Consider the following 21,905-nt stretch of genomic DNA (forward strand, 5'->3'; position numbering starts at 1 on the left):
TGCCTAGGCTGAGCCCGTGGCCAGCAGGTCAAGGGCGTACTGAAGGTCCGCCGGGTAGTCGCTGGTGACTTCCACCCACTCGCCGGTCCGCGGGTGTGTGAAACCCAGTTGCCGTGCATGAAGCCACTGCCGTGTCAGTCCCAGGTTTGCTGCGAGACGGGGATCAGCACCATAGGTGAGATCGCCGGCGCAAGGGTGCCGCAACGCAGAGAAGTGGACCCTGATCTGGTGCGTGCGGCCCGTTTCCAGGTGCACCTCCACCAACGTAGCTTTACCAAAGGCTTCCAGGACCTCGTAGTGGGTCACTGAGGGCCGGCCGTCTTCGATCACCGCGAAGCGCCAGTCGTGGCCGGGGTGGCGGCCGATCGGGGCATCAATAGTGCCCTCCAGCGGATCCGGAAGTCCTTGGACAACCGCGTGGTAGACCTTGTCCACCGTGCGTTCCTTGAAAGCCCTTTTCAGGACCGTGTAGGCATGCTCGGTCTTGGCCACGACCATCACGCCGGAAGTGCCGACGTCGAGCCTGTGGACAATGCCCGCACGCTCCGGTGCTCCCGACGTCGAAATCCGGTAGCCTGCTCCAGCCAGGCCTCCGACCACCGTGGGCCCCACCCAACCAGGCGATGGATGCGCCGCCACTCCCACGGGTTTGTCGATGACAACGAATTCCTCGTCATCCAGCAGGATCTTCAGGCCTTCCACAACTTCCTCCACGACTTCCAAGGGATCCGGCCGCTCGGGAACCGTGACGTCCAGCACCGCGCCCGCAATGAGCTTTGCTGACTTGCCGAGAGCCGCACCGCCGCTGGTGACGTTTCCTTCGGCGATAAGCAGCGCCGCAGCAGAACGCGAAATGTCCAGCAACCTTGCAAGGCCGGCGTCAGCCCGCGCTCCTGCAAGGTCCTCAGGTACTACAACCGACTCACTCACCGACAGTCTCCCCGCTGGAGCCCGGAGCCGGCTTGGCTGGCTTCGCTGACTTCGGTGCAGCCACTTGCCGGGTGCCATCCATGCCCACCCCGCGCAGGGTCAGCAGGCAAATGATGACAACGCCCGACACAACAGCGGAGTCGGCGATGTTGAAGATCGCAAAGTTTGGTACCTGGATGAAATCCACAACATGGCCCATGGCGAAGGACGGTTCACGGAACAAGCGGTCGGTCAGGTTTCCCAATGCACCGCCAAGCAGCAGCCCAAGCGACAATGCCCACCAGGCGGAGCCGAGCCGTCGCAACTGCAAAAGGATGGCTACAGACACCCCGGCCATGACGATCGTGAAGATCCAAGTGACGTTCTCACCGATGGAAAAAGCTGCCCCTGAATTCCGGATGTAGTACCAGTGCAGCAGTGGTGGCAGCACTGGAATGCGCTCACCTTCTGTCATGGTGCTGGTCACCCAGAGCTTGGTGAGCTGGTCAAAGACATAGGCAAAAACCGCAAAGCCGGCAAAGAGCCAGAGCATTGCAGGACGCCATTTCCGGACGGGAAGTTCCGGCCGGGATGCGTCGTCGGTGAGGTCGTCGGTCATAGTGCTTTCGTTCGTGGAGCGTTGGGGGCTGCTGTCAGGGTGTTAACAGCAAAAGCCGGTGGCAGAGGAGACCCCAGCCACCGGCTTTCAGAATACTTGCTAAACGTCAGCGGTTGCTTCGCCGACCTCAGGGGCAGCGACGGAACCACGGGCGTCCAGGTCGCGCAGCTGGCCCTCGATGTATGCCTTCAGGCGTGAGCGGTAGTCACGTTCGAAACCACGGAGCTGTTCAACCTTGCGCTCCAGGACCGAACGCTGTTGCTCAAGGGCACCAAGGATCTTACGGGACTTCTCCTGGGCGTCGTTGACCAGGCTGGAAGCCTCGATCTGCGCCTCAGCGATAATCTTTTCCTTCTGCTGCGCACCGTCGGCAACGTGCTTGTCGTGCATCTGCTGCGCCATGGCCAGCAGGCCTGCAGCGGACTCAGCGGTAGGCGTAACACCGTTGCTGGGAGCCGGTGCCTTGGCTGCGGCAGCCGCAGCGGCCTGCTCGGCTTCCTTCTTCTTGGCAGCCTCAGCAGCCTTCGCTTCGGCTTCCGCCTTGGCCTCGGCTTCCTTGTCCACCTTGGCCGGGGCAGGAACCTTCTCGACGACCGGAGCCGCAGCAGTTGCCGCGGGCACAGCCGAGCCAGCTTCGCCGAGCTTCTTGCGAAGTTCGTCGTTCTCCTGGTTCAGGCGGCGCAGCTCAACCACGATCTCGTCGAGGAAGTCATCTACCTCGTCCTGGTCGTAGCCTTCGCGGAACTTGGTCGGCTGAAAGCGCTTGTTGACAACGTCTTCTGGCGTCAAAGCCATCTGGTCACCTCGTTGGTCTAGTTAGTCAGTAGGCCTTCCGGCCGTTCAAAACTACGGTACCTAAATATCATCTGGTTCCTCCAATTCAACACCATCGTGTTGAATTGGAGAATTTGCGGCCTTCAGACCCATCGCGAGCCCCCGGTTCCGCGGTACAGCATCACTGCGCAGCTACGCCAGGCTGCTGCTCACCGCCATGGCAATGCTCACGGCAATAATCAGGATCAGGAAGCCCAGGTCCAGGGAGATTCCACCCAGCTGCAGTGGAGGTATCAACCTGCGAAGCCTCCTCAGTGGCGGGTCTGTCACCGAGTAGACAACATGGGCTGTTACCAACGCCACACCGCGGGGACGCCATTGACGGGCGAACATCTGAACCCATTCGAAGATCAGCCTGATGATAAGGGCAATGAAAAACAGCAACAACACAATATAGATAAGGCCGAAAACAATGCCCACGAGTTAGCTCAGATCTCCCACTTGTTCCGGAATGCCGATCGGTCCTTACTATTGCAACACAGATGCCAGGCAGGTTGACCCGCCTGGCATCATCGTAGCGATCGTTCTTAGCTCTGGTTGAAGAAGCTGGCCTGCGTTTCGCTGGCCTTCTTGTCGTCCCCGATGACTTCAACATAGGACGGCGACAACAGGAAGACCTTGTTGGTCACCCTCTCGATGCTGCCATGGAGGCCAAAGACCAAACCGGCCGAGAAATCCACCAAACGCTTGGCATCTGCCTCGCCCATATCAGTGACGTTCATGATCACGGGAATGCCATCCCGGAAGCTTTCGCCAATAATCTTGGCGTCGTTATAAGAACGCGGATGGACTGTGGTGATCTGCCTCAAACCCGAGGCATCTTCGCGGCTCGACGCCGCACGCTTAATGGGTGTCACGGGTGCGCGGTATTCCTCTTCGGCGTCAACAGTGGGCATTTCACGGACAACTTCCCGGACGGGTGCAGGCGCTCGGCGCTCTTCCCGGTCCTGTGCCTGGGGGCGTTCTTCGTCGTGGTGCGCGACGGCCTGCTCAGATTCGTAGTGTTCATCGCCGTCGGCGAGCCCAAGATAGATCATTGTCTTGCGCAGAGCGCCAGCCATGGTGCACTCCTATCGTTTCTGCAGTAGGCGGGCCGCCATGACTTGACATATTGGAACCCCGGCCCGTCATTCCAATACTTTGACGCTACCCCACGGCCGGACGCGAACCGAGAATATCGGAGCCAATTCTCAGGTGTGTCGCCCCAAACTTGATAGCGGCCTCAAGGTCCTGGCTCATCCCCGCTGATATCCCTGAAGCAGCCGGATGATTGGTCCGAAGTTCAGCGGAAACACCCGCAAGCCGCTCAAAGGCCGCTTCAGGATCTGCACCCAGCGGGGCCACAGCCATCACCCCGGCGAGCCTCAGTCCTGGCGCGGAAGCGATCATTGCCGCCAAGGATTCCACGTCCGAGGGCCGCGCCCCACCACGGTGCGCCCCGGCGTCGTCATCCAAACTGACTTGGATGTAGCACTCAAGGTCATTCCGCCCTGTGGCGTCCTGTTCGCGGGCGACTGCCTTTTCAAGTGCCTCAATCACCTGGGGACGATCCACAGACTGCACCGAGTGGGCGTATTTAGCCACTGATTTCGCTTTTTTGCTCTGTAATTGGCCAATGAAATGCCATCGGACGTCCAGGTCCGTGAGTTCGGCGCTTTTGCCTGCAGCCTCCTGGTCCCGGTTCTCGCCGAAATCCCGGACACCCAGCGTGGATAGTCGCCGGACATCAGCTGCCGGGTGGAACTTGGTCACGACGATCAGCCCTGGCAGATCCACGCGTCCCGCCGCAGCCGTCGCCGCGGAAATCCGCGTCTGAACAATCTCAAGCCGCCGGGCGAGTTCAGTGGTGCGGGCATCAGAACCTGCAACGCCGGACACCGCGTTATCTTGCCCAAGGCTAGTCATGAGTCCACACCAAACCTGCGAATCGCCCGGTACGGGCATCCCGCCGGTAGGAATAAAGGAAGTCATTTTCCAGGGTGCATTCCCCTGAGTACTCAACGGTGACGCCTTCTTCGGCCAGCTGGGCGCGAACACCGGCGGGAAGGTCCAAAGCCGGCGTTCCCCACGATGTGCTCGACCAGGCGGCAGGTGCCACCTCGGCAACTTCTTCGCGAAGCTGCTCGGGAACCTCATAGCAGGAGCCGCAAATAGAAGGCCCCAGCCAGGCACTGATGTTCAGGGCACCGAGCATGCGCATCTCGTTGACGGTTGCCGGGACAACAGCGGAGGCTACGCCCGGCCGGCCTGCATGCGCAACAGCGATGACGGGACCGCGATCGCCTGCATCTCCAATGAGGACCACAGGGACACAGTCAGCCACCATGACCGACAATGGCTGGGCAGCCTGGCCACCCGAAGGCACTGAGACCATTGCATCCGCGGTGGGACCGGGACCGTAGCTTGAAATAAGCGCGACCTCATTGCCATGGACCTGGTCCATGTACTGAAAGCTACGGTTGCCCAGGCTTGCGGCATCGTCCAACCGGGAACGACGCGCAGTCACATCCCCGGGGTTGTCCCCCACATGGAGGGCCAGGTTCCCGGCGCCTGTGTCCGTGAAGGCAACAGAAACGCCGGGCCGTACTTCATTGCGCCACCAAAACACGGGATATCGACTCTCGAAGCCCGCTTACTTCAGGAAATCGGGAACGTCGAGGTCATCCGAGCGGCTACCCGACAGGTCCGGCTCCACTACGGCCGGAAGGTCGACGTCGAAGCCGGAGTCCGCGGGGAGCGCCGACGGACGCTGCTGGCCCCAGTTGCTCAGGCCTGCGGCGCCGATGCCTGCAGTTGCATGCTGCGGCGCGTTTGCGTTGGAGGGAGCGGTACTCGGTGCAGCAGGACGCTCGGCGGGCACGGGGTTCTGCGCGGGACGCGACTGGTCCATGGACGGAGAGGTTGCCTTGACGTCGTCGAACCCGGCGGCAATGACGGTGACACGGGCTTCGTCGCCGAGGGCGTCGTCGATGACCGCACCGAAGATGATGTTCGCTTCCGGGTGCGCGACTTCCTGCACCAGGCGGGCTGCCTCGTTGATTTCGAACAGGCCGAGGTCTGAACCACCCTGGATGGACAGCAGCACGCCATGCGCGCCATCAATGGAGGCTTCCAGGAGTGGCGAGGCGATGGCCAGCTCGGCAGCTTTCACGGCGCGGTCTTCGCCACGTGCGGATCCGATACCCATGAGCGCGGAGCCCGCACCCTGCATGACAGATTTGACGTCGGCGAAGTCGAGGTTGATGAGGCCCGGGGTGGTGATGAGGTCCGTAATGCCCTGGACACCGGAGAGCAGTACCTGGTCAGCTGAGCGGAAAGCGTCCAGGACGGAGACGTTGCGATCGCTGATGGACAGGAGTCGGTCGTTGGGGATCACGATCAGGGTGTCAACTTCGTCACGCAGCGCATCGATACCTGCTTCGGCGGAGCCCGCACGACGGCGGCCCTCGAAAGTGAAGGGGCGGGTCACCACGCCAATGGTCAGCGCACCAAGGGAGCGGGCGATGCGCGCGACTACAGGGGCTCCGCCAGTTCCGGTGCCACCACCTTCGCCGGCCGTCACGAAGACCATGTCAGCGCCGCGGAGAACTTCTTCGATCTCGTCAGCGTGGTCTTCAGCGGCCTGCTTGCCGACCTCGGGGTTGGCTCCGGCGCCGAGGCCGCGCGTAAGCTCACGACCGACGTCGAGCTTGACGTCGGCATCGCTCATGAGGAGCGCTTGCGCGTCAGTGTTGATGGCAATGAACTCGACGCCCCGGAGGCCGACCTCGATCATGCGGTTGACTGCGTTCACGCCACCGCCGCCGATGCCGACGACCTTGATGACGGCCAAGTAATTCTGCGGTGCTGCCACGTTTCGTGCCCCTTGCTTGTGTCCTATAGCGAAACTGATCGAGTCCAACTTGAATCCTTGGACCTTAACCCTCTAGTTGAAGGTTATAGTTATGTCAAGTAACTCTACTGCGACGGTATTTCCTTGGCTTCGCACATGCAATGACCGCTTGCGCGTGTCGCTTGATTGTCGCGAAATAAGGTCACCGAAGCCCGCAGGTTACGTGCTCAATGCTCTTTATTTGGTGAATGGATGCCGGGGCACGCTGACGTCGTAGACGTTCACGGGGACTTTAGGATCCGGCGGCATCTTCAGCAGTGCCTCAAGTGCCTTCGCCTTCAGTTCCTTGTCCTCGGCATTGCCCCACACTACCGTCTTTCCGTCCACCAGTTTTAGCTCGACGGCATCAGGCGACGCAGCAGATGCCGTGGACATCCTGGCCAGCACATCGGCCGGCAAAGTGTTCAGGACAGCCGCAATCGCTTTAAACAGCCCGGTGTTGGTGGCACCTGCACCGGCGTCGATCAAGGGCAGCGCCACCGCAGACTGATCCTGCGTGGCCCCCAGCTGAACACCATCCACATCCACCATCACAAACGTGTCACCCTGCTTCAACAGGGCCACCGGTACGCGCTCATTGACGTGCACCAGCAATTCCGACGGCGGCCTTGCCTCCACGGTTGCCGAACGTACCTGGACCAAGGGCTTCAGGAGCTCATTGACTTCCTGCCCGCTCACCTGCGGCAGCGGCTTGCCCTCCACGGCTGTCAAGGCCTTCTGCACGTCCTCAGGCGTCAGCAGCTTGGTTCCGTCCACCGTGATGGTCCGGACCGCGAGCACGGGTGAATAGATGGCACCCGTTATGAGCACCGCGACGAAAGCCGTAACGATGGCGAAAGTCCACAGCAGGAGCCGGCGCTTGCGTTTGCCCTTCGGCTCGGGAAAAGCAATGACATTGTCCGGGCTGTTTTTCGGAGAAGGCTCAACTGACCTCTGGGCGCTGATGACGCTTTCCGGGGAACCACCCGCCGGACGGCCCTTATTCTCCCGACCGGAATCTGCCGCGGGCTTGAAGGTTGGCTTGCGGGTGCTAGCCACCCAACGCCTCCACAATCACCGGGCCGTATGCAGTGACATCTCCGGCTCCCACGGTCAGCACTATGTCACCCTCACCAGCGGCCGCCACAATGGCTTCCACAGCTTCGTCGCCGGAGACCAGTCGTCCCTGGGAGAGCCGGTCAGCAATCAGCGAACTGGTGACACCGGGGATGGGGTCTTCACGGGCAGGGTAGATGTCCAGGACCAACGCCGTGTCCGCAGCATCCAGCGCCGATGCAAACTCCGCAGCGAATTCCCGGGTCCGGGAAAACAAATGCGGCTGGAAGAGAACGTGGACTTTGTTGCCGCCAGCCACGGAGCGGGCTGCGGACAGGGCTGCACGCACTTCGGTTGGGTGGTGGGCGTAGTCGTCGTACACACGCACGCCCCTCCCCTGCCCCTTAAGTTCAAAGCGCCGGGACGCACCGGTGAAGTGTCCAAGTGCCGTAGCTGCCGTCACTGGCGCTACGCCAAGCTCCAAGGCGACGGCGAATGCGGCTGCGGCGTTCAGGGCGTTGTGCCTTCCGGGGACCTGCAGGTTCAAGGTGTAGCTGGCTCCATCCACCGCTACGGACACATCACCCGGACCAGCATCGCCAAGCCGGATATCGGCGTCGTGGCTTGTCCCGTACGTCAGCACACGCGTGGTTCCCTTGGCGGCTGTCCGCTCCGCCAACGCGCGGGCGCCGGGGTCGTCCACACATGCCAGGAGGACTCCGTGGGGCGGCAGGAGCGCTGCGAAGTCATCGAAGGAGGCGAAAACAGCTTCCGCGGTTCCGTAGTGGTCCAGGTGGTCGGCTTCCACGTTGGTGACGACGGCGATGAGGGGACGGTAGTTGAGGAACGAGCCATCCGACTCGTCCGCTTCAGCCACGAAAATGTCCGAGGATCCGTGGGCCGCGTTGACCCCCAGCGCCGGGACGTTCGCGCCAATGGCAAACGACGGATCCAATCCTGCTTCCTTGAGCAGGACCGCAACCATGGACGTGGTGGTCGACTTGCCGTGGGTGCCGGCGATGGTGACAACCCTGTGGCCGCCCATGGTCGCAGCCAATGCCTCGGAACGATGCAGCACGGGCAAACCGGCCTCGCGGGCCGCCGACAACTCAGGATTGTCTGCACGGATTGCGGAGCCGGCAACAACAGTCTGGGCATCACCCAGGTTGCCGGAATCGTATCCCACTGCGATGCGGGCACCTGCTGCAGCCAGGTCATGCATGACGGGAAGGTCCTTGGCGTCAGTACCACTCACAGGAACACCGCGGGCCACCATGATCCGGGCGATGGCAGACATTCCCACCCCGCCGATGCCGATGAAGTGTACTCGTCCAAGGGACTCAAGTGGTGCAATCGCGTGCGTCATGCGGATACCGCTTCCAAGACAAGATCAGCCATGCGCTGATCGGCGTTTCTGATGCCAAGGGCCTCGGACCTGCGGGCCATTTCGTCCAGCCTCCCGCGATCCGATACGAGCGGAATGAGCTCTTCTTTGAGCCATTCCGGGGTGAAATCTTTGTCCTGGACCATCAGCGCTCCGCCGGCCTCCACCAGCGCGGCTGCATTAAGCGCTTGCTCACCATTGCCGATGGGCAGGGGCACGAACACCGCAGGAACCCCTACTGCTGCCACTTCGCTGACCGTTGCGGCTCCGGCACGGGCGAGCAGGATGTCGGCAGCAGCGTAGACATCCTCCATTCCATCCACGTACTCCACCTGCCGGTACCCATCAGCGGCGAGGGGTCCGCCGTCGTTATCCAGGACTGCCTTGCCGGCACCGGTGATGTGCAGTGTTTGGATCCCCGCAGCTGCCAGCGCGGGCAAGGCGGCAGCCACAGCACTGTTGATGCTCAGGGCTCCGGAGGACCCACCAGTCACGATCAGGGCAGGACGGTCCGGATTGAGGCCCAGCGAAGCCTTGGCAGCAGGCGCGGCCCCGGGGCGGTCCAGTCCCGAGATTGCCCGGCTCATGGGCATGCCCACATGGCGGGCGCCGCGAAGGCGCGTACCGGCAAACGCCACGGCAACATGGCGGCTGAACCGTGCACCTACGCGATTTGCGAGCCCAGCCTTCATGTTGGCCTCATGGATCACGATGGGCGTACCGCGCCTGCGGGCTGCCAGGTACATGGGAGTGCAAACGTAGCCGCCCACGCCCACCAGGACATCTGCCTGGGCCTCATGGAGGATTCGTTCCGCTTGCTTGACGGCTCCCCGCAACCGTCCCGGAAGCTTCAGGAGATCCAGGGACGGTTTTCGTGGCAACGGGACCCGGTCAATCGTGGCGAGCTTGTACCCGGCCGCTGGGACAAGCCTGGTTTCCAGGCCCGACGGCGTGCCCACAGCCAGGATGGCAGCTTCCGGACGCTTTTCCTTGATTGCGTCCGCGATGGCCAGCAACGGACTGACATGGCCAGCCGTACCACCGCCTGCAAGCACGACGGACAAAGGCTTGGACGCGTGGGAGGAATCTGAAGTCATGAAGTGCTATTTACGCTTTCGTGCGGTCTTGGACAAACGACGCGGCAAGAGCCGGGGACGCTGTTGTGGTGGCAACTGTCCGCGGGCCAAGGACAACACTACGCCCACGCCGCACAGCGACATCACCAAGGCCGAGCCACCTGCAGAAATGAAAGGCAGCGGGACACCGATCACGGGAAGCAGCTGCGTCACCACTGCCATGTTCATGCTTGCCTGGCCCAGGAGCCACACCATGATGCCACCGGCGAGCGTGCGCTGGAACGGATCGGTCTGCCGTACAACGACACGGAAAATGGCGATGCCGAGGATGGCGAACAACACCAGGACCACCAAGGTGCCCACCAGGCCCAGTTCCTCGCCGATGATGGCAAAGATGAAGTCATTGTGGGCCTCTGGAAGCCAGTTGTACTTTTGCCGGCTTTGCCCCAGCCCAAGTCCGGTCCAACTGCCCTGCGCCAATCCATACATGCCGTTGGTGGACTGGTAGGTGAAGTCGGAGTCTGCAGTGCAGGAATCCCCTGCCATGCCCAGCCAGGCCGTCACCCGGCAGATCCGGTTTGGACTGATGATTGTCATGGCTGTAGCGCCAATGGCTCCGGCGACGCCGGCAATTGCCAGCATCTTTGTGGGAACCCCGGCGAAGTACAACCCTGCGGCGACGATGGCCATGACAACGATCGCGGTGCCCAGGTCATTGCCCACGAGGATCAGCCCAAGGACCAGGCCGGCCCCTGGGACCACCGGTATGATCACGTGCATCCAGCGGTGCAGGTATTTCTCCTTGCGTGCCAGGACTGCAGCGATCCAAACACAAAGGACCAGCTTCGAAACTTCCGAGGGCTGGATGCTGATGCCGCCGATGTCGATCCAGTTCTGGTTGCCCAGGGTGCTGCGACCGAAAACCTGGACAAGTATCAGCAGGACCACAACGGCACCGAGGCCCCACCAGGACAACCTTTTCATCCAGCTGACGTTGGTCCGCGAGATCAGGTACATCGCCACCAGTCCGACGACGCCAAACATCGCCTGCTTCAATGCATCGGCGTAGGGCGACTTGCCTTCGGAGATCGCTTCCACACTGGATGCGGAGAGCACCATCATCACACCGATGGCGGTCAGGGCCAGGGCGCATCCAAGTATGAGGTAATACGTGGAGCTGTTGGGAGCTTTGCTCTTGCCCTCCAGGCCTTCCCAGAAGGAGCGAACGTGGCCCCGAAGCCGGGCGGGCTTCCTGCGGGCAGCCGACGGAGCCTGGGCTCCGACATCCCCGGAAACCTTGCCGCGGCTGCGGGTGGGCGTGCTGACCATTGTTACTCCTCGGTGGTCTTTGCCTGCCCTTCCACGAGCTCGCGTACTGCCTGGACGAAAGCGTCGCCACGGTGAGCGTAGGAAGAGAACTGATCCATGGATGCAGCCGCTGGAGCCATGAGCACGGTGTCACCTGGCTCCGCCACGCTGGCCGCTGCCCTCACAGCCTGGGCCATGATGGTCTCACCAAAAATCGGCGAGGAGGCGTTACCGTCTGCGGTCTGCACACTTTCAGTGTCGCCCTTGGGCTGGGCTATCACGGGGACATCCGGTGCGTGTCGCTGGAGCGACGCTTCCAAGGCCTCCGTGTCAGTGCCGATGAGCACAACCGACTTCAAACGGGGAGCGTGCTCCTTGACGAGGTCATCGTAATTGACGCCCTTGGAGAGTCCCCCTGCGATCCACACCACATTGTGGAAAGCCGAAAGAGCGGCCGAGGCAGCGTGTGGGTTGGTGGCCTTTGAATCATTGATCCACAGCACGTCGTCGTGTTTGGCTACGAGCTGGATACGGTGTGCACCGGGCAGATAGTTGACCAAGCCCTGCTTCACGGCGGCAGGCTCAACCCCGTAAGCACGGACGAGGGCAGCTGCGGCCAGGGCATTGGCCACCATATGGCGCGGTGCCACTGGCCCAAGATCGGAGATGGACGCGAGTTCGGCGGCTGAGTTTTTCCGCTCTTCGATAAACGCCCGGTCAACCAACAATCCATTCACGACGCCCAGCATGCTGATGCCAGGCGTGTCCGTGGTGAATCCGACCGCGCGGCAGCCTTCCACGACGTCCGCGTTCTCCACCATGCGCTCGGTTTCAATTTGATCGGCGTTGTAGATGGCAGCCTTCTGCGTGTTCTCGTAGACCTTCGCTTTGTCTGCAAGGTACGACGCATAGGAGCCATGCCAGTCCACGTGGTCTTCGGCGACGTTCAGGCATACGCTGGCCACCGGTGACAGCGAATGGCTCCAATGCAACTGGAAGCTTGAGAGTTCCACCGCAAAAGCGTCGTACTCCACCGGATCCCTGAGCGCGTCAAGGATGGGCGTGCCTACGTTGCCCACCGCAATGGCCTTGAGTCCGGCCGCCTGCAGCATGGACTCTGTCATCCCAACCGTGGTGGTCTTGCCGTTGGTGCCGGTGATGGTGAGCCAATCAGCGGTCTTCCGGCCAGCCCGTTCGCGGACGCGCCACGCCAATTCGACGTCGCCCCACACGGGAATGTGCTTGCGTTTGGCGGCGGCCAGCAAGGCTTGGTCCGGGCGCCATCCCGGCGAGGTCACAATGAGCTCGGGCTTGTTGCCGTCGATGAGGGGAAGGACCTTAACGGCCTCTTCGCCCAGCAGTACATCCACCGCACCCACGATTTTCAGGGTGTCGGCCTGCGCCTCTGCTTTCGCCGTGGTCGAGGCATCCACCACCACAACTTTTGCGCCAAGTTCGATGAGGGTATCTGCGGCAGCAAAACCCGACACGCCGATTCCGGTCACCACCACCCGCAAGCCACGCCAATCAGCATCCCAGCTGGTGAGATCCTTGAGGCGGTCGTTGGCCGACTGCGAGCTCTCCTGGTTTGCGTTCACAGCAGCACCACCCATTCAGCGTAGAAGATTCCAAGGCCTGCGGCCACGAAGAGCCCGGCAAGAATCCAGAAGCGGACAACAACCGTGACCTCTGCCCAACCCTTCAGTTCGAAGTGATGTTGCAGTGGGGCCATCTTGAAGACCCGTTTGCCACCCGACAGCTTGAAGAAGCCCACCTGGATGATGACGGAAAGGGTGATCAGGACGAACAAACCACCGATGAAGGCCAGCAAAAGTTCTGTGCGGGAGAGGATTGCGAAGGCGGCAACAGCGCCTCCGATTGCCAGGGAACCAGTGTCACCCATGAAGATCTTGGCCGGTGATGTGTTCCACCAGAGGAAGCCCACCAAAGCGGCGCTCAGGATTGCCGCCAGGAGCGCCAGGTCCATGGGGTCGCGTACTTGGTAACAACCGCTGCCCGCCTCACGGGGCGAACCACAGGCCTGGTTGTTCTGCCAGATCCCCATGATCGTGTAGGCGCCGAACACCATGATGGATGCTCCCGACGCGAGGCCGTCCAGGCCGTCTGTCAGGTTCACGCCATTCGTAGCCGCAGTGATAATGAGGTTGGACCAAATGACAAAGAGAATTGCGCCCAGGATGGTCCCGCCAAAGGCGAGATCCAGCCAGGGGATGTCACGGACGAGGGAAATTTGCGTGGAAGCCGGACGGAGTCCGTCCTCGTTGGGAAACTGCAGCACGAGAACGGCAAAAATGATGCCAACGGCGGCTTGCAGGATCAGCTTGGCACGGGCGTTCAGGCCCAAACTGCGCTTGTTGGAAATTTTGATGTAGTCATCCAGGAAGCCAACGAAGCCCATTCCTACCATGAGGAACAGCAGAAGCAGCCCGGACGCGGAGGGCCCCTCGGACCGTGGATTCATCATCCACATGATCAAGTGGGTAACGAAGTAGCTGATCAGGACCGCCGCAACAACCACGGTCCCGCCCATGGTGGGCGTGCCTCGCTTGGTGTGGTGCGAGGTTGGGCCGTCGTCGCGGATGAACTGGCCATAGCTCTTTGCCACCAGGAACCTGATGAACAGGGGCGTCCCTATCAGGGCCACCAGAAGGGCGACGCCGGCGCCGATCAAAAGTGCAATCACAGCAGCTCGTTCCCTTCGCTTGCGGCATCTTCAGCCGCGCTTTCCCCGGTGGACTCGGCCCGTGGGGGTAATGCTATCCGATCACCCAAATGCCTCAGCCCCACCCCATTGGAGGACTTGAACAAAACCAGGTCCCCGGGTTGCAGCTCCCGTTGCAGGAGTTCGTAAGCTTCTTCGGCAGTCTCCGTGAACGAACATTCGTCCCCCCACGAACCTTCCTGGATGGCCGATATGTAAAGGGCCCGCGCTTCGCGTCCCACCACCACGAGCCTGGAGATGTTCAGGCGAACCACCTGTGTTCCCACGGCGGTGTGCTCGCGGATGGAATCCTCGCCGAGCTCCAGCATGGCCCCAAGCACGGCCCAGGTCCGTCTGCCCTGTCCAAGATCAGCGAGTGTGCGCAGTGCTGCCCGCATCGACTCAGGATTGGCGTTGTATGCGTCGTTGATGATGGTGACACCGTCAGGGCGTTCGGTTCGTTCCATGCGCCAGCGGCTGGCGGCGGACTGGGAACTGAGCGAGGAAGCAATGTCTGCCGCCGGGATGCCCGCGGCAAATGCCGCAGCTGCGGCAGCCAGCAGGTTCGTCACGTGATGGCCGCCGATCAGGCGGCTGCGGACGCGAACGGAAGGGCCGCCGTCGGGCAGTACAAGATCAAACTCGGGGTGGCCCTCTGCGTTGACCACAACGTTGCGCGCTTCCACGTCTTCGTTCGTCGCTGGAGAGGCGCTAAAGCCCAGGACTTTCGCCGTGGTGCGGCTCTTCATGGCGGAAACCCGGCCATCGTCCAGGTTCAGGACAGCCGTACCGTGCTCACTGAGCGCTTCAACGAGTTCGCCCTTGGCCGTGGCGATGTTTTCCACACCGCCGAATTCCCCGGCGTGCGCGGTGCCGACCACCAGCACCACGCCAATATCGGGCTGCACCATCCCAGCGAGGTACTTGATGTGCCCGATGCCGGTGGCTCCCATCTCAATGACGAGGAAGCGAGTGTCCGTATCGGCGGCAAAGACTGTCAACGGGACGCCGACCTCACCGTTGTATGAGCCGCGCGGAGCCACCGTGGGCCCGGCTTGGGACAACACGCCGGCGAGTAAGTCCTTGGTGGTGGTCTTGCCGGCGGACCCGGTAATGCCGATGACCGTAAATTCCTCGCCGCGCTGTTCCCTGGCGGAGCGGATGCGGCGGATTGCTTCGGCAGCAAGGGCTCCCATGGCGAGCACGGCGTCATCGACGACGACGGCGGGATACGGCTTGCCGTCGACATCGGTGACCTCGCGTTCGGCCAGCACCAGGACGGCACCCCGCTCGAAGGCAGCGTCGACGAAGTCATGACCGTCCGCGTGTTCGCCGGGCTTCGCCACGTAGAGCGAACCAGGTGTAGCTTCCCGGGAATCAGTGACGACGGAAGTGGGCGCGATGTCCCCGTCTCCGGTTAAACGGCCATGGGTGATGTGGGCGATCTCCGCCGCAGTAAGTGCAATCATCTCGGTTTAGGACTCTATCCGCTGGTCCGTTGAAACGCTGAATCCCCTGGATGTCAAGGCGGCCCGCAATTCCACTCTGTCGTCAAGGGCGAGGTTGACGCCCTTGACCTCTTGCCATACCTCGTGGCCGCGACCTGCGATGAGGATGGTGTCCTTCGGGGTGGCCAACTCCACTGCACGTCTGATGGCGGCATCCCGCGGCGAGGATTCGATGATTTCACTGGTCAGGTTGCCGGCCTCACGGGCAGCATAGGCACCTGCCAGCACCTCTGAACGGATAGCTGCTGCATCCTCATCGTGGGGGTCGTCGTCGCTGACGATGACAATGTCTGCCAAGCGTGCGGCGATGGCGCCCATCGTAGGACGCTTGCTTTGGTCCCGTTGCCCGGTGGCCCCGAACACCACGATCACACGGGAGCCTTGTTCGCGGGACCGCACAGCCTGAAGCGCGCGGGCCAGGGCATCCGGGTTGTGTGCAAAGTCCACCACGGAGGCCGGCGCGGTGGAGATGAGCTGCATTCGTCCGGGAACGGCCACGGTAAAGGGATCGTGGGCGTCGAGTGCGCCCTGGAGGGTCTCTGCATCGACGCCTGATGAAAGGACCATGATCGTGGCCAGGGCCGCGTTCGCCACGTTGAAGTCACCCGGCAAGCCAGTGTGTACGCGCAGGACACGGCCATCCGTGTGCCGCAGTTCAAAATCGGTGCCGAGTCCACGGGCCGTGGTTGAGGCCACGGACCAATCGGCAGGGCTGCCTCCTGCCGTGACAGTAAGTGTGGTGACCGGAATGTCCGCTGTTCGCGCCAGGTTGCGGCCCCACTCGTCGTCCACCATCACCACTGCCTGGCGTGCCCGTCCGGGGGTGAACAGCTCAGCTTTGGTGCGGAAATACTCGTCCATGCTGCCGTGCAGGTCCAGGTGGTCCTGGGTGAGGTTCGTGAACCCGGCGACGTCGAACATCACGCCATCCACGCGGTGATAAGCAACGGCGTGGGAGGACACCTCCATGGAGGCCGCCTCCAGCCCACGTTCCCGCATCAAGGCAAGCAGTGCATGGACGTCGGTGGATTCCGGCGTCGTCAACAAGCTCGGAATGGGATCTCCCCCGGCCAGGATTTCGATTGTTCCGATGAGCCCCGGGGTTTTACCCAGGGCACGGAGCAAGGAGTTGATGAAGTACGTTGTGGTCGTTTTACCGTTGGTCCCGGTCACTCCGAACAGTGTCGGGAACCCGCCGTCGTCCGGCTGGCTACGGTAGATCAGGGCAGCCAAACGCCCGACGACGGTGCGCGGCTCCTCGACGATAAGGACAGGTACGGGCTGCTCGCCTGCCAAGGCAAGCTGCCGTGCCCCGGCGTCGTCCGTGACTACGGCGACCGCGCCGGCGTCGACCGCTTGGGGGACGAAGTCGGCACCATGGCGCGAAGCGCCGGGCAGGGCCAGGTAAAGGTCACCGGGTTCAACGGCCCGGGAGTTCAGCGAGATCCCCGTCACTCCCCTGGTTCCGCCGTCCGCCGGGACGGCGACACCCAGGGCTTCTGCAATGGTCGACAAAGGCACTGCAGCCACAGACGCCGGACGAAAGCCGGATGTGCCGGTCTCCGGCGTCTCGGCATGGAAAGCGGCCTCTTTGTGCTCTGACACGTGGTTCTCCGTTGATGCTCGGTGGAACGACCGGCTTGGGGCCAGCGGCGCCCAGCCGGTAGTGATGGATCAAATTCTTTGGCCGAAACAGACGCCCAAGAAGCTTACTTGACGAACTGCGGCAGGCGCGCGGGGGTCCCGGTGGATGGCGCCACGTTGTAGGTCCTGAGAACCTGCGACATGACCGAACGGAACACGGGCCCATTGGTGATGCCGTAGATATTTCCCCTGGGCCGCTGCAGCACAACTTCGACGATGAACCGGGGATCATCCATGGGCGCCATGCCCACCATCGAGGCCGTGTACCCGTCAAAGCCGGCGAGCCCATCTTCGCGGGGTGCTTGTGAGGTTCCCGTCTTGGCGCCTACGCGGTAGCCATCAATGGCTGCGTCCTTGATCTGCCCCTCGGTCACTGCGCTTTCCAGGATGTCCCGCATTTGTTGGGCAGTTTCCTTGGATACCACCTGCCGGGACTCCTTGGCGGGAACCTTCTGCTCTTCGCCTTCCGGGGTGATGTAGCTGTCGATGAGCCTGGGCTGCAACATCACGCCGTCGTTGGCGATCGACTGGAAGGCCCGCACGGTTTGCAGCGTGGACTGCGATACGCCCTGACCGAACAGCACCGTGTATTGCTGGCGTTCATCCCACTGATCGGGCTTGGCGAGGATACCCGTAGCCTCCGCGGGAAGGCCGATGTCCGTTTGTTCGCCGACGCCGAATTTCTTCAGCCATTCATAGCGCTGCTCTTTGGTCAGCCTGCTTCCCGCCATCACGGTCCCGGTGTTCATGGACCAGCCCAGAATTCCGGCCAGCGTGCGTTCTTCCGTGCCGTGCTCGAACGCATCGGTGAACGTCTGGCCGTCAATGGTGTAGGACGGCGGGATAGTGAAATGGTCCAGCGGGAAGGACTTACCCTCCTCGATCACGGCAGAGGCAGTGATCATCTTCTCGACGGATCCGGGCTCGTAGGCGGCCGTTACAGAACGCACACCCCTGTCCTTGGCATCAACTTTCCCGGGATCGTTGGGGTCCGGGGCATTCGTGTCGGCCAAGGCAATGAGATTGCCTGTCTTGGTGTCGATCACAATGATGGAACCCCACTCGGCGTTCATCTTGTTGACCTGGCTTTGGATGGCCTGCTGTGCGAAGTACTGGATGTCCGTGTTGAGCGTCAGCTTGACGTCGCTTCCATCAACAGCCGGCGTGAGTTCATCAGTTGCCACGGGAATCCTGAGGCCATCGGCGCCAATCTCGAAAACACGCTTGCCCTCGGTACCGCGGAGGACCTGGTCCTGGGTTTGCTCGATGCCTGCCTGGCCTGTGGTGCCGTCCTGGAGGAAACCCACCACCCCGCCTGCCACGCTGCCGTTCGGATAGACACGCTTACTGACGCCTTCGGCGGCAACACCGGGAATATGCAGCTTGGAAATGCGGTCTTCAAGCTCGGGTTTCACATCCTTGGCCACCGTGAAGTACTTCTTGTCGCCAGTGAGGGACTCCCTGACCTTGGCGGGATCGGCCCCGAGGAGCGAAGCGAGTTCGGAGATACCCTGGTCCCGCGGGATGGTCTCTACTTCTTCGGTCTTCTCGTTGTAGCGCTTGAACTCAGCGGTGGCGGTGTTCAGGACCTGATCCACCACAATGTTGTAGCGGATGACACTGCTGGCCAGGACAGTGCCGTTGGCGTCCAGGATCCTGCCGCGTTCGGCCGGCAGTACCTGCGGCGTGAGGCGGTTCGCAAGGGCCGCCTCGGCCATGCCACCGACATCAAGGCCTTGCACCATGAAGAGTTTCCCGCCCACCACCAACAGCAGTGTCAGCATGATGCCAAGACCAACCCGGAGCCGCTTCCTCGCCGCCGGCACCTTCGTCTTTTTTGATTTGCCGGGGTTTTGCGCCACGTGGATTCCTTGCTGCTGGCCTTGCGTCGGTGATCTTGCGGGCTATTGCCCTGGTGCCTTCTGCCGGGGAGCGGGAACGGATCCCCCGTGAAGCTCTGCAGGCGCCTGGGCTGCGGGCTTGGCGGCGGGCGCAGCCGGTGTGGCCGCAGGCGCTACGGGTGTTGCCGGTTTGAGGTTTTCCAACGGATCCTTGGTAGTCACCGAGGGCACCACATCAAGCTGGCCGGCAACGGCGGGAGGGGCGATCACGGCCGCAGGGTTGTCACCCTTTACAGCCGGGGTCGCCTTTCCGGTGACCGTCATGGTGTTCAGATCGATCTGGCCCTTGACGGTGGACTGTACCATTCCCAATTCTGCAGCCTTTGCAGCCAGATTCTGGGGAGCCTCGAAGTTCTGCTTCTTCTGTGTCAGATCCTGGTTTTCCTTGTTCAGGGTGGCTGCTTCTGATTTGAGCTGCACCAACCGGTACTGGGCCGTGGATACAGAAATGTTAAGGACGAGCACTGTCAGCAGGGCGGCCGCCATCACCACGAAGCACAGGACGACAAAGGGAGTGCGCCGCTTCCCTGGGGCGCTGCGCACAAGCGAAAGCGGCGTACGGGCCTTTCGACCGGCGTCGGGCTTGCCGGCTGGAGCCGGAAGTGCCCTGGCCGTGTTGCCTACCACGGAGGGCAGTGTCTTCGCTGCGGCGGTTCTCATGCGACTCTCCTTGGCTTGATGCGCTCCACGGCCCTGAGTCGGGCAGACGCCGCGCGCGGGTTCTCGGCAATTTCTGCGGCCGTAGGCACTTCCGTGCCTTTGGTCAGTGTTTTCAGTTCGGGTTTGTGTTCTTCGAGTTCAACGGGGAATCCGAGCGGTGCTGAGGACTTGGATCCGGCCTGGAAAACGGACTTTACGATCTTGTCCTCCAGGGAGTGGTAGGACATGACGACAATCCGCCCACCCACGGCAGTCGCTGCGACGGCGGCTGGAATAGCCCGCTCCAGGACGTCGAGTTCTTCGTTGACCTCGATACGCAGTGCCTGGAAGGTCCGTTTAGCCGGGTGGCCACCACTCTTGGCGGCAGCAGCAGGTACTACACTGCGGATTTGCTCAACGAGTTCTCCGGTAGTGGCGAAGGGCTTCTCGGCGCGGGCGTTCACAATGCGATTGGCGATCCTGCCGGCAAATTTTTCCTCACCCCATTTGCGGATGATACGAACCAGGTCTTCTTCGCTGTAGTTGTTGACGACGTCCGCAGCTGTCTGTCCGCGGCTGGTATCCATCCGCATGTCCAGTGGCGCGTCATACGAATAGGCGAAGCCGCGTTCGCGCTCGTCCAACTGCAGGGACGAAACACCCAGGTCCATGAGGATGCCATGGACCTCCGGGATGCCGAGATCGGCAAGGACGTCCTCGATTTCGTCATAGACGGCATGAACCAGGTCCGTGCGGTCGGAGAAGGGCTCCAGCCGCGCGCCAGCCAAGGCCAGCGCTTCCTCATCGCGGTCGATCCCCACGAGGTGCAAGTCCGGGAATCGCTGCAGCATGGCCTCGGAGTGGCCGCCCATGCCCAAGGTGGCATCAATAACAATCGGGGTCTCACCCCTGGACCGGGCTGCTTCGAAGCCCGGGGCGAGCAAGTTGATGCAGCGGTCCTTCAGGACGGGCACGTGGCGCTCAGATGTGGGCTTTGCCGCGTCCTGCTCTTCCACGTTGCCTCCTCTTTCCTCAATCGCTTGCATTCAGTTCCTTGGATCGGATCCCCATCCGCGCCTATCGTTCCGCCGGCCTGGCCCAGGGGAAGTTGAGCCAGGAAGACAGTTCGATGGGCGGCTGGAGATCCCATCCAAGGACCGGGGCCAAGGCCCCATCCCCCGGTTAGATGAACCCGGGCAGATTGTCATCGTCGGTTTCCGAGAAGGCTGCTTCCTTCTCGGCGAGGTATTCATTCCAAGCCTCGGCATCCCAGATCTCCGCGCGGGTACCGGCACCGATAACTGCCAATTCCCGGCCGAGCCCTGCATAGGCCCGGAGCGCCGGCGGAATCGTCACGCGCCCCTGCTTGTCAGGTACCTCGTCAGAGGCCCCAGACAGGAAAACCCGAATGTAATCACGAGCCTGCTTGGAGGACAGTGGTGCCTCCCGCATCGATTCGTGAATGCGCTCGAATTCCCTCTGGCTGAAGACGTAAATGCAGCGTTCCTGACCCCTTGTGAGAACCAGGCCCTCGGCAAGTTCCTCACGGAACTTCGCGGGAAGTATGATCCGGCCCTTTTCATCAAGGCGTGGGGAATGGGTGCCAAGAAACACCGGCCCACCGCCCCTCAGTCAAGGTGCCCGTTCAAAACCCAACCCTGCCAATACCCTCTTATGCGCTCCACTTTACTCCACAAAGCCCCACAGTCAACGCACCACGGACCGTTTCTCCACCACTTTGAGTTTCCGAAGGCGCGTGAATGCGCGGATTCAAGGGCGTGGTGGGAAGTGGAGGGCAAGTGGAGGGCAGAGGAAGGCCTGGGGCATGCCCCATGCCCCCTGTTGGAATCGGGCGCAGGGATTGCAGCGCTTCGCGTCTACAGCGGTTTACCAACGTCGAAGGGGTGGAAAGTGGAGGACAGGGGTTAAACGCAAAAAGACCCGTAAAGGGTCCTTTGTGTCCCCTGCCACCCAGGGGCATGCACCAGGTATAGGCGCAGGTTATTCAGGAATCGTCGCGTGGAAGGGATCCGGTTCCGGGCTAATGCTTGCGGCCACGCTCAATTGTCGTCGCGGCGGCGCTCGTCCCAGCGCTCCTCTAGATTGCTCATGAACGAACTCTTGGACTTGGACTTTCCGGCTTTCCCTTTCCGGGCCTTGCCGAACGCCGCGCCCCTAAGAGTCGCAAAGTAGACACCTGCGCCCATCACCACAAAGCCGAGGACGCCAACAAAAATTTGTTGAAGCGACACGCCGACCAGCAGCAAAAGGATGCCTGCGATGGCACCAAGGACACCAATTATCACGTGCCGGGTTGACCAGCTGCGGATGGGATCCGAACCCATGGTGTTGGCAAACTTCGGATCGTCCTCATGAAGCTGCTTCTCAAGTTGCTCAAGCAGCTTCTGTTCATGCTCCGAGAGGGGCATCGCGA

General features: G+C 61.9%; 21 protein-coding genes. All 21 read right to left on the reverse strand.

Going from position 1 to position 21,905, the window contains the following annotated elements; genetic code table 11:
• Positions 1-3: 3 nt before the first annotated feature.
• Positions 4-930: an RluA family pseudouridine synthase gene (locus AC6I97_RS15795; RefSeq protein ID WP_224167061.1), complete on the reverse strand. Its 927-nt coding sequence runs from the start codon at positions 928-930 to the stop codon at positions 4-6.
• Positions 923-1,528 carry a signal peptidase II gene (lspA, locus tag AC6I97_RS15800; RefSeq protein WP_224167060.1) on the reverse strand — a complete coding sequence of 202 codons (606 nt, stop codon included), beginning with the start codon at positions 1,526-1,528 and terminating at the stop codon, positions 923-925. Before lspA ends, AC6I97_RS15795 begins: the two co-directional genes overlap by 8 nt.
• 99 nt (positions 1,529-1,627) lie before the next feature.
• Positions 1,628-2,323: a DivIVA domain-containing protein gene (locus AC6I97_RS15805; RefSeq protein ID WP_216922981.1), complete on the reverse strand. Its 696-nt coding sequence runs from the start codon at positions 2,321-2,323 to the stop codon at positions 1,628-1,630.
• Positions 2,324-2,494: 171 nt separating this feature from the next.
• Positions 2,495-2,782 (reverse strand): YggT family protein, encoded by a 288-nt coding sequence (locus AC6I97_RS15810; protein WP_223936713.1) that lies wholly within the window; start codon positions 2,780-2,782, stop codon positions 2,495-2,497.
• Positions 2,783-2,889: 107 nt separating this feature from the next.
• A complete protein-coding gene (locus AC6I97_RS15815; protein WP_216922977.1) occupies positions 2,890-3,423 on the reverse strand; it encodes a cell division protein SepF in 534 nt (177 codons plus the stop codon).
• Positions 3,424-3,508: 85 nt separating this feature from the next.
• Positions 3,509-4,267, reverse strand: a complete 759-nt coding sequence (locus tag AC6I97_RS15820; protein WP_497945389.1) for a YggS family pyridoxal phosphate-dependent enzyme — start codon at positions 4,265-4,267, stop codon at positions 3,509-3,511.
• Entirely contained in the window at positions 4,260-4,970 is a 711-nt protein-coding gene (locus tag AC6I97_RS15825; protein WP_497945390.1) for a purine nucleoside phosphorylase YfiH/LACC1 family protein, read from the reverse strand. Before AC6I97_RS15825 ends, AC6I97_RS15820 begins: the two co-directional genes overlap by 8 nt.
• Before the next feature lie 24 nt (positions 4,971-4,994).
• Complete coding sequence (ftsZ, locus tag AC6I97_RS15830) at positions 4,995-6,215, reverse strand: cell division protein FtsZ (RefSeq protein ID WP_216922971.1); 1,221 nt, start codon at positions 6,213-6,215, stop codon at positions 4,995-4,997.
• Between the two features lie 216 nt (positions 6,216-6,431).
• Positions 6,432-7,292: a cell division protein FtsQ/DivIB gene (locus tag AC6I97_RS15835; RefSeq protein WP_497945391.1), complete on the reverse strand. Its 861-nt coding sequence runs from the start codon at positions 7,290-7,292 to the stop codon at positions 6,432-6,434.
• Entirely contained in the window at positions 7,285-8,655 is a 1,371-nt protein-coding gene (murC, locus tag AC6I97_RS15840) for a UDP-N-acetylmuramate--L-alanine ligase (RefSeq protein ID WP_497945392.1), read from the reverse strand. The genes AC6I97_RS15835 and murC overlap by 8 nt, the downstream gene beginning before the upstream one ends.
• Entirely contained in the window at positions 8,652-9,770 is a 1,119-nt protein-coding gene (gene murG, locus AC6I97_RS15845) for an undecaprenyldiphospho-muramoylpentapeptide beta-N-acetylglucosaminyltransferase (protein ID WP_497945393.1), read from the reverse strand. The genes murC and murG overlap by 4 nt, the downstream gene beginning before the upstream one ends.
• A gap of 6 nt (positions 9,771-9,776) precedes the next feature.
• On the reverse strand, positions 9,777-11,078 hold the full coding sequence (gene ftsW / locus AC6I97_RS15850; RefSeq protein WP_224167054.1) for a putative lipid II flippase FtsW: 1,302 nt from the start codon (positions 11,076-11,078) through the stop codon (positions 9,777-9,779).
• 2 nt (positions 11,079-11,080) lie between these two features.
• Positions 11,081-12,670, reverse strand: coding sequence for a UDP-N-acetylmuramoyl-L-alanine--D-glutamate ligase (murD, locus tag AC6I97_RS15855; RefSeq protein ID WP_497945394.1), 1,590 nt, complete (start codon positions 12,668-12,670; stop codon positions 11,081-11,083).
• Complete coding sequence (mraY, locus tag AC6I97_RS15860; protein WP_224089553.1) at positions 12,652-13,761, reverse strand: phospho-N-acetylmuramoyl-pentapeptide-transferase; 1,110 nt, start codon at positions 13,759-13,761, stop codon at positions 12,652-12,654. Before mraY ends, murD begins: the two co-directional genes overlap by 19 nt.
• A complete protein-coding gene (locus AC6I97_RS15865) occupies positions 13,758-15,248 on the reverse strand; it encodes a UDP-N-acetylmuramoyl-tripeptide--D-alanyl-D-alanine ligase (protein WP_497945395.1) in 1,491 nt (496 codons plus the stop codon). Before AC6I97_RS15865 ends, mraY begins: the two co-directional genes overlap by 4 nt.
• A 6-nt stretch (positions 15,249-15,254) precedes the next feature.
• On the reverse strand, positions 15,255-16,892 hold the full coding sequence (locus tag AC6I97_RS15870; protein WP_497945396.1) for a UDP-N-acetylmuramoyl-L-alanyl-D-glutamate--2,6-diaminopimelate ligase: 1,638 nt from the start codon (positions 16,890-16,892) through the stop codon (positions 15,255-15,257).
• A 104-nt stretch (positions 16,893-16,996) separates the two neighbouring features.
• Complete coding sequence (locus AC6I97_RS15875) at positions 16,997-18,793, reverse strand: peptidoglycan D,D-transpeptidase FtsI family protein (RefSeq protein WP_224089548.1); 1,797 nt, start codon at positions 18,791-18,793, stop codon at positions 16,997-16,999.
• Positions 18,794-18,835: 42 nt separating this feature from the next.
• Positions 18,836-19,492, reverse strand: a complete 657-nt coding sequence (gene ftsL, locus AC6I97_RS15880) for a cell division protein FtsL (protein ID WP_497945397.1) — start codon at positions 19,490-19,492, stop codon at positions 18,836-18,838.
• Entirely contained in the window at positions 19,489-20,517 is a 1,029-nt protein-coding gene (rsmH, locus tag AC6I97_RS15885; protein ID WP_224089544.1) for a 16S rRNA (cytosine(1402)-N(4))-methyltransferase RsmH, read from the reverse strand. The genes ftsL and rsmH overlap by 4 nt, the downstream gene beginning before the upstream one ends.
• 136 nt (positions 20,518-20,653) lie before the next feature.
• The gene (gene mraZ / locus AC6I97_RS15890; protein WP_216922947.1) at positions 20,654-21,085 is read right to left on the reverse strand and encodes a division/cell wall cluster transcriptional repressor MraZ; all 432 of its coding nucleotides are present in this window, start codon (positions 21,083-21,085) and stop codon (positions 20,654-20,656) included.
• A gap of 446 nt (positions 21,086-21,531) precedes the next feature.
• Entirely contained in the window at positions 21,532-21,900 is a 369-nt protein-coding gene (locus tag AC6I97_RS15895; protein ID WP_224167050.1) for an SCO2097 family morphological protein, read from the reverse strand.
• Positions 21,901-21,905 lie beyond the last annotated feature (5 nt).

Source organism: Arthrobacter sp. TmtSoilC48, assembly GCF_059739425.1.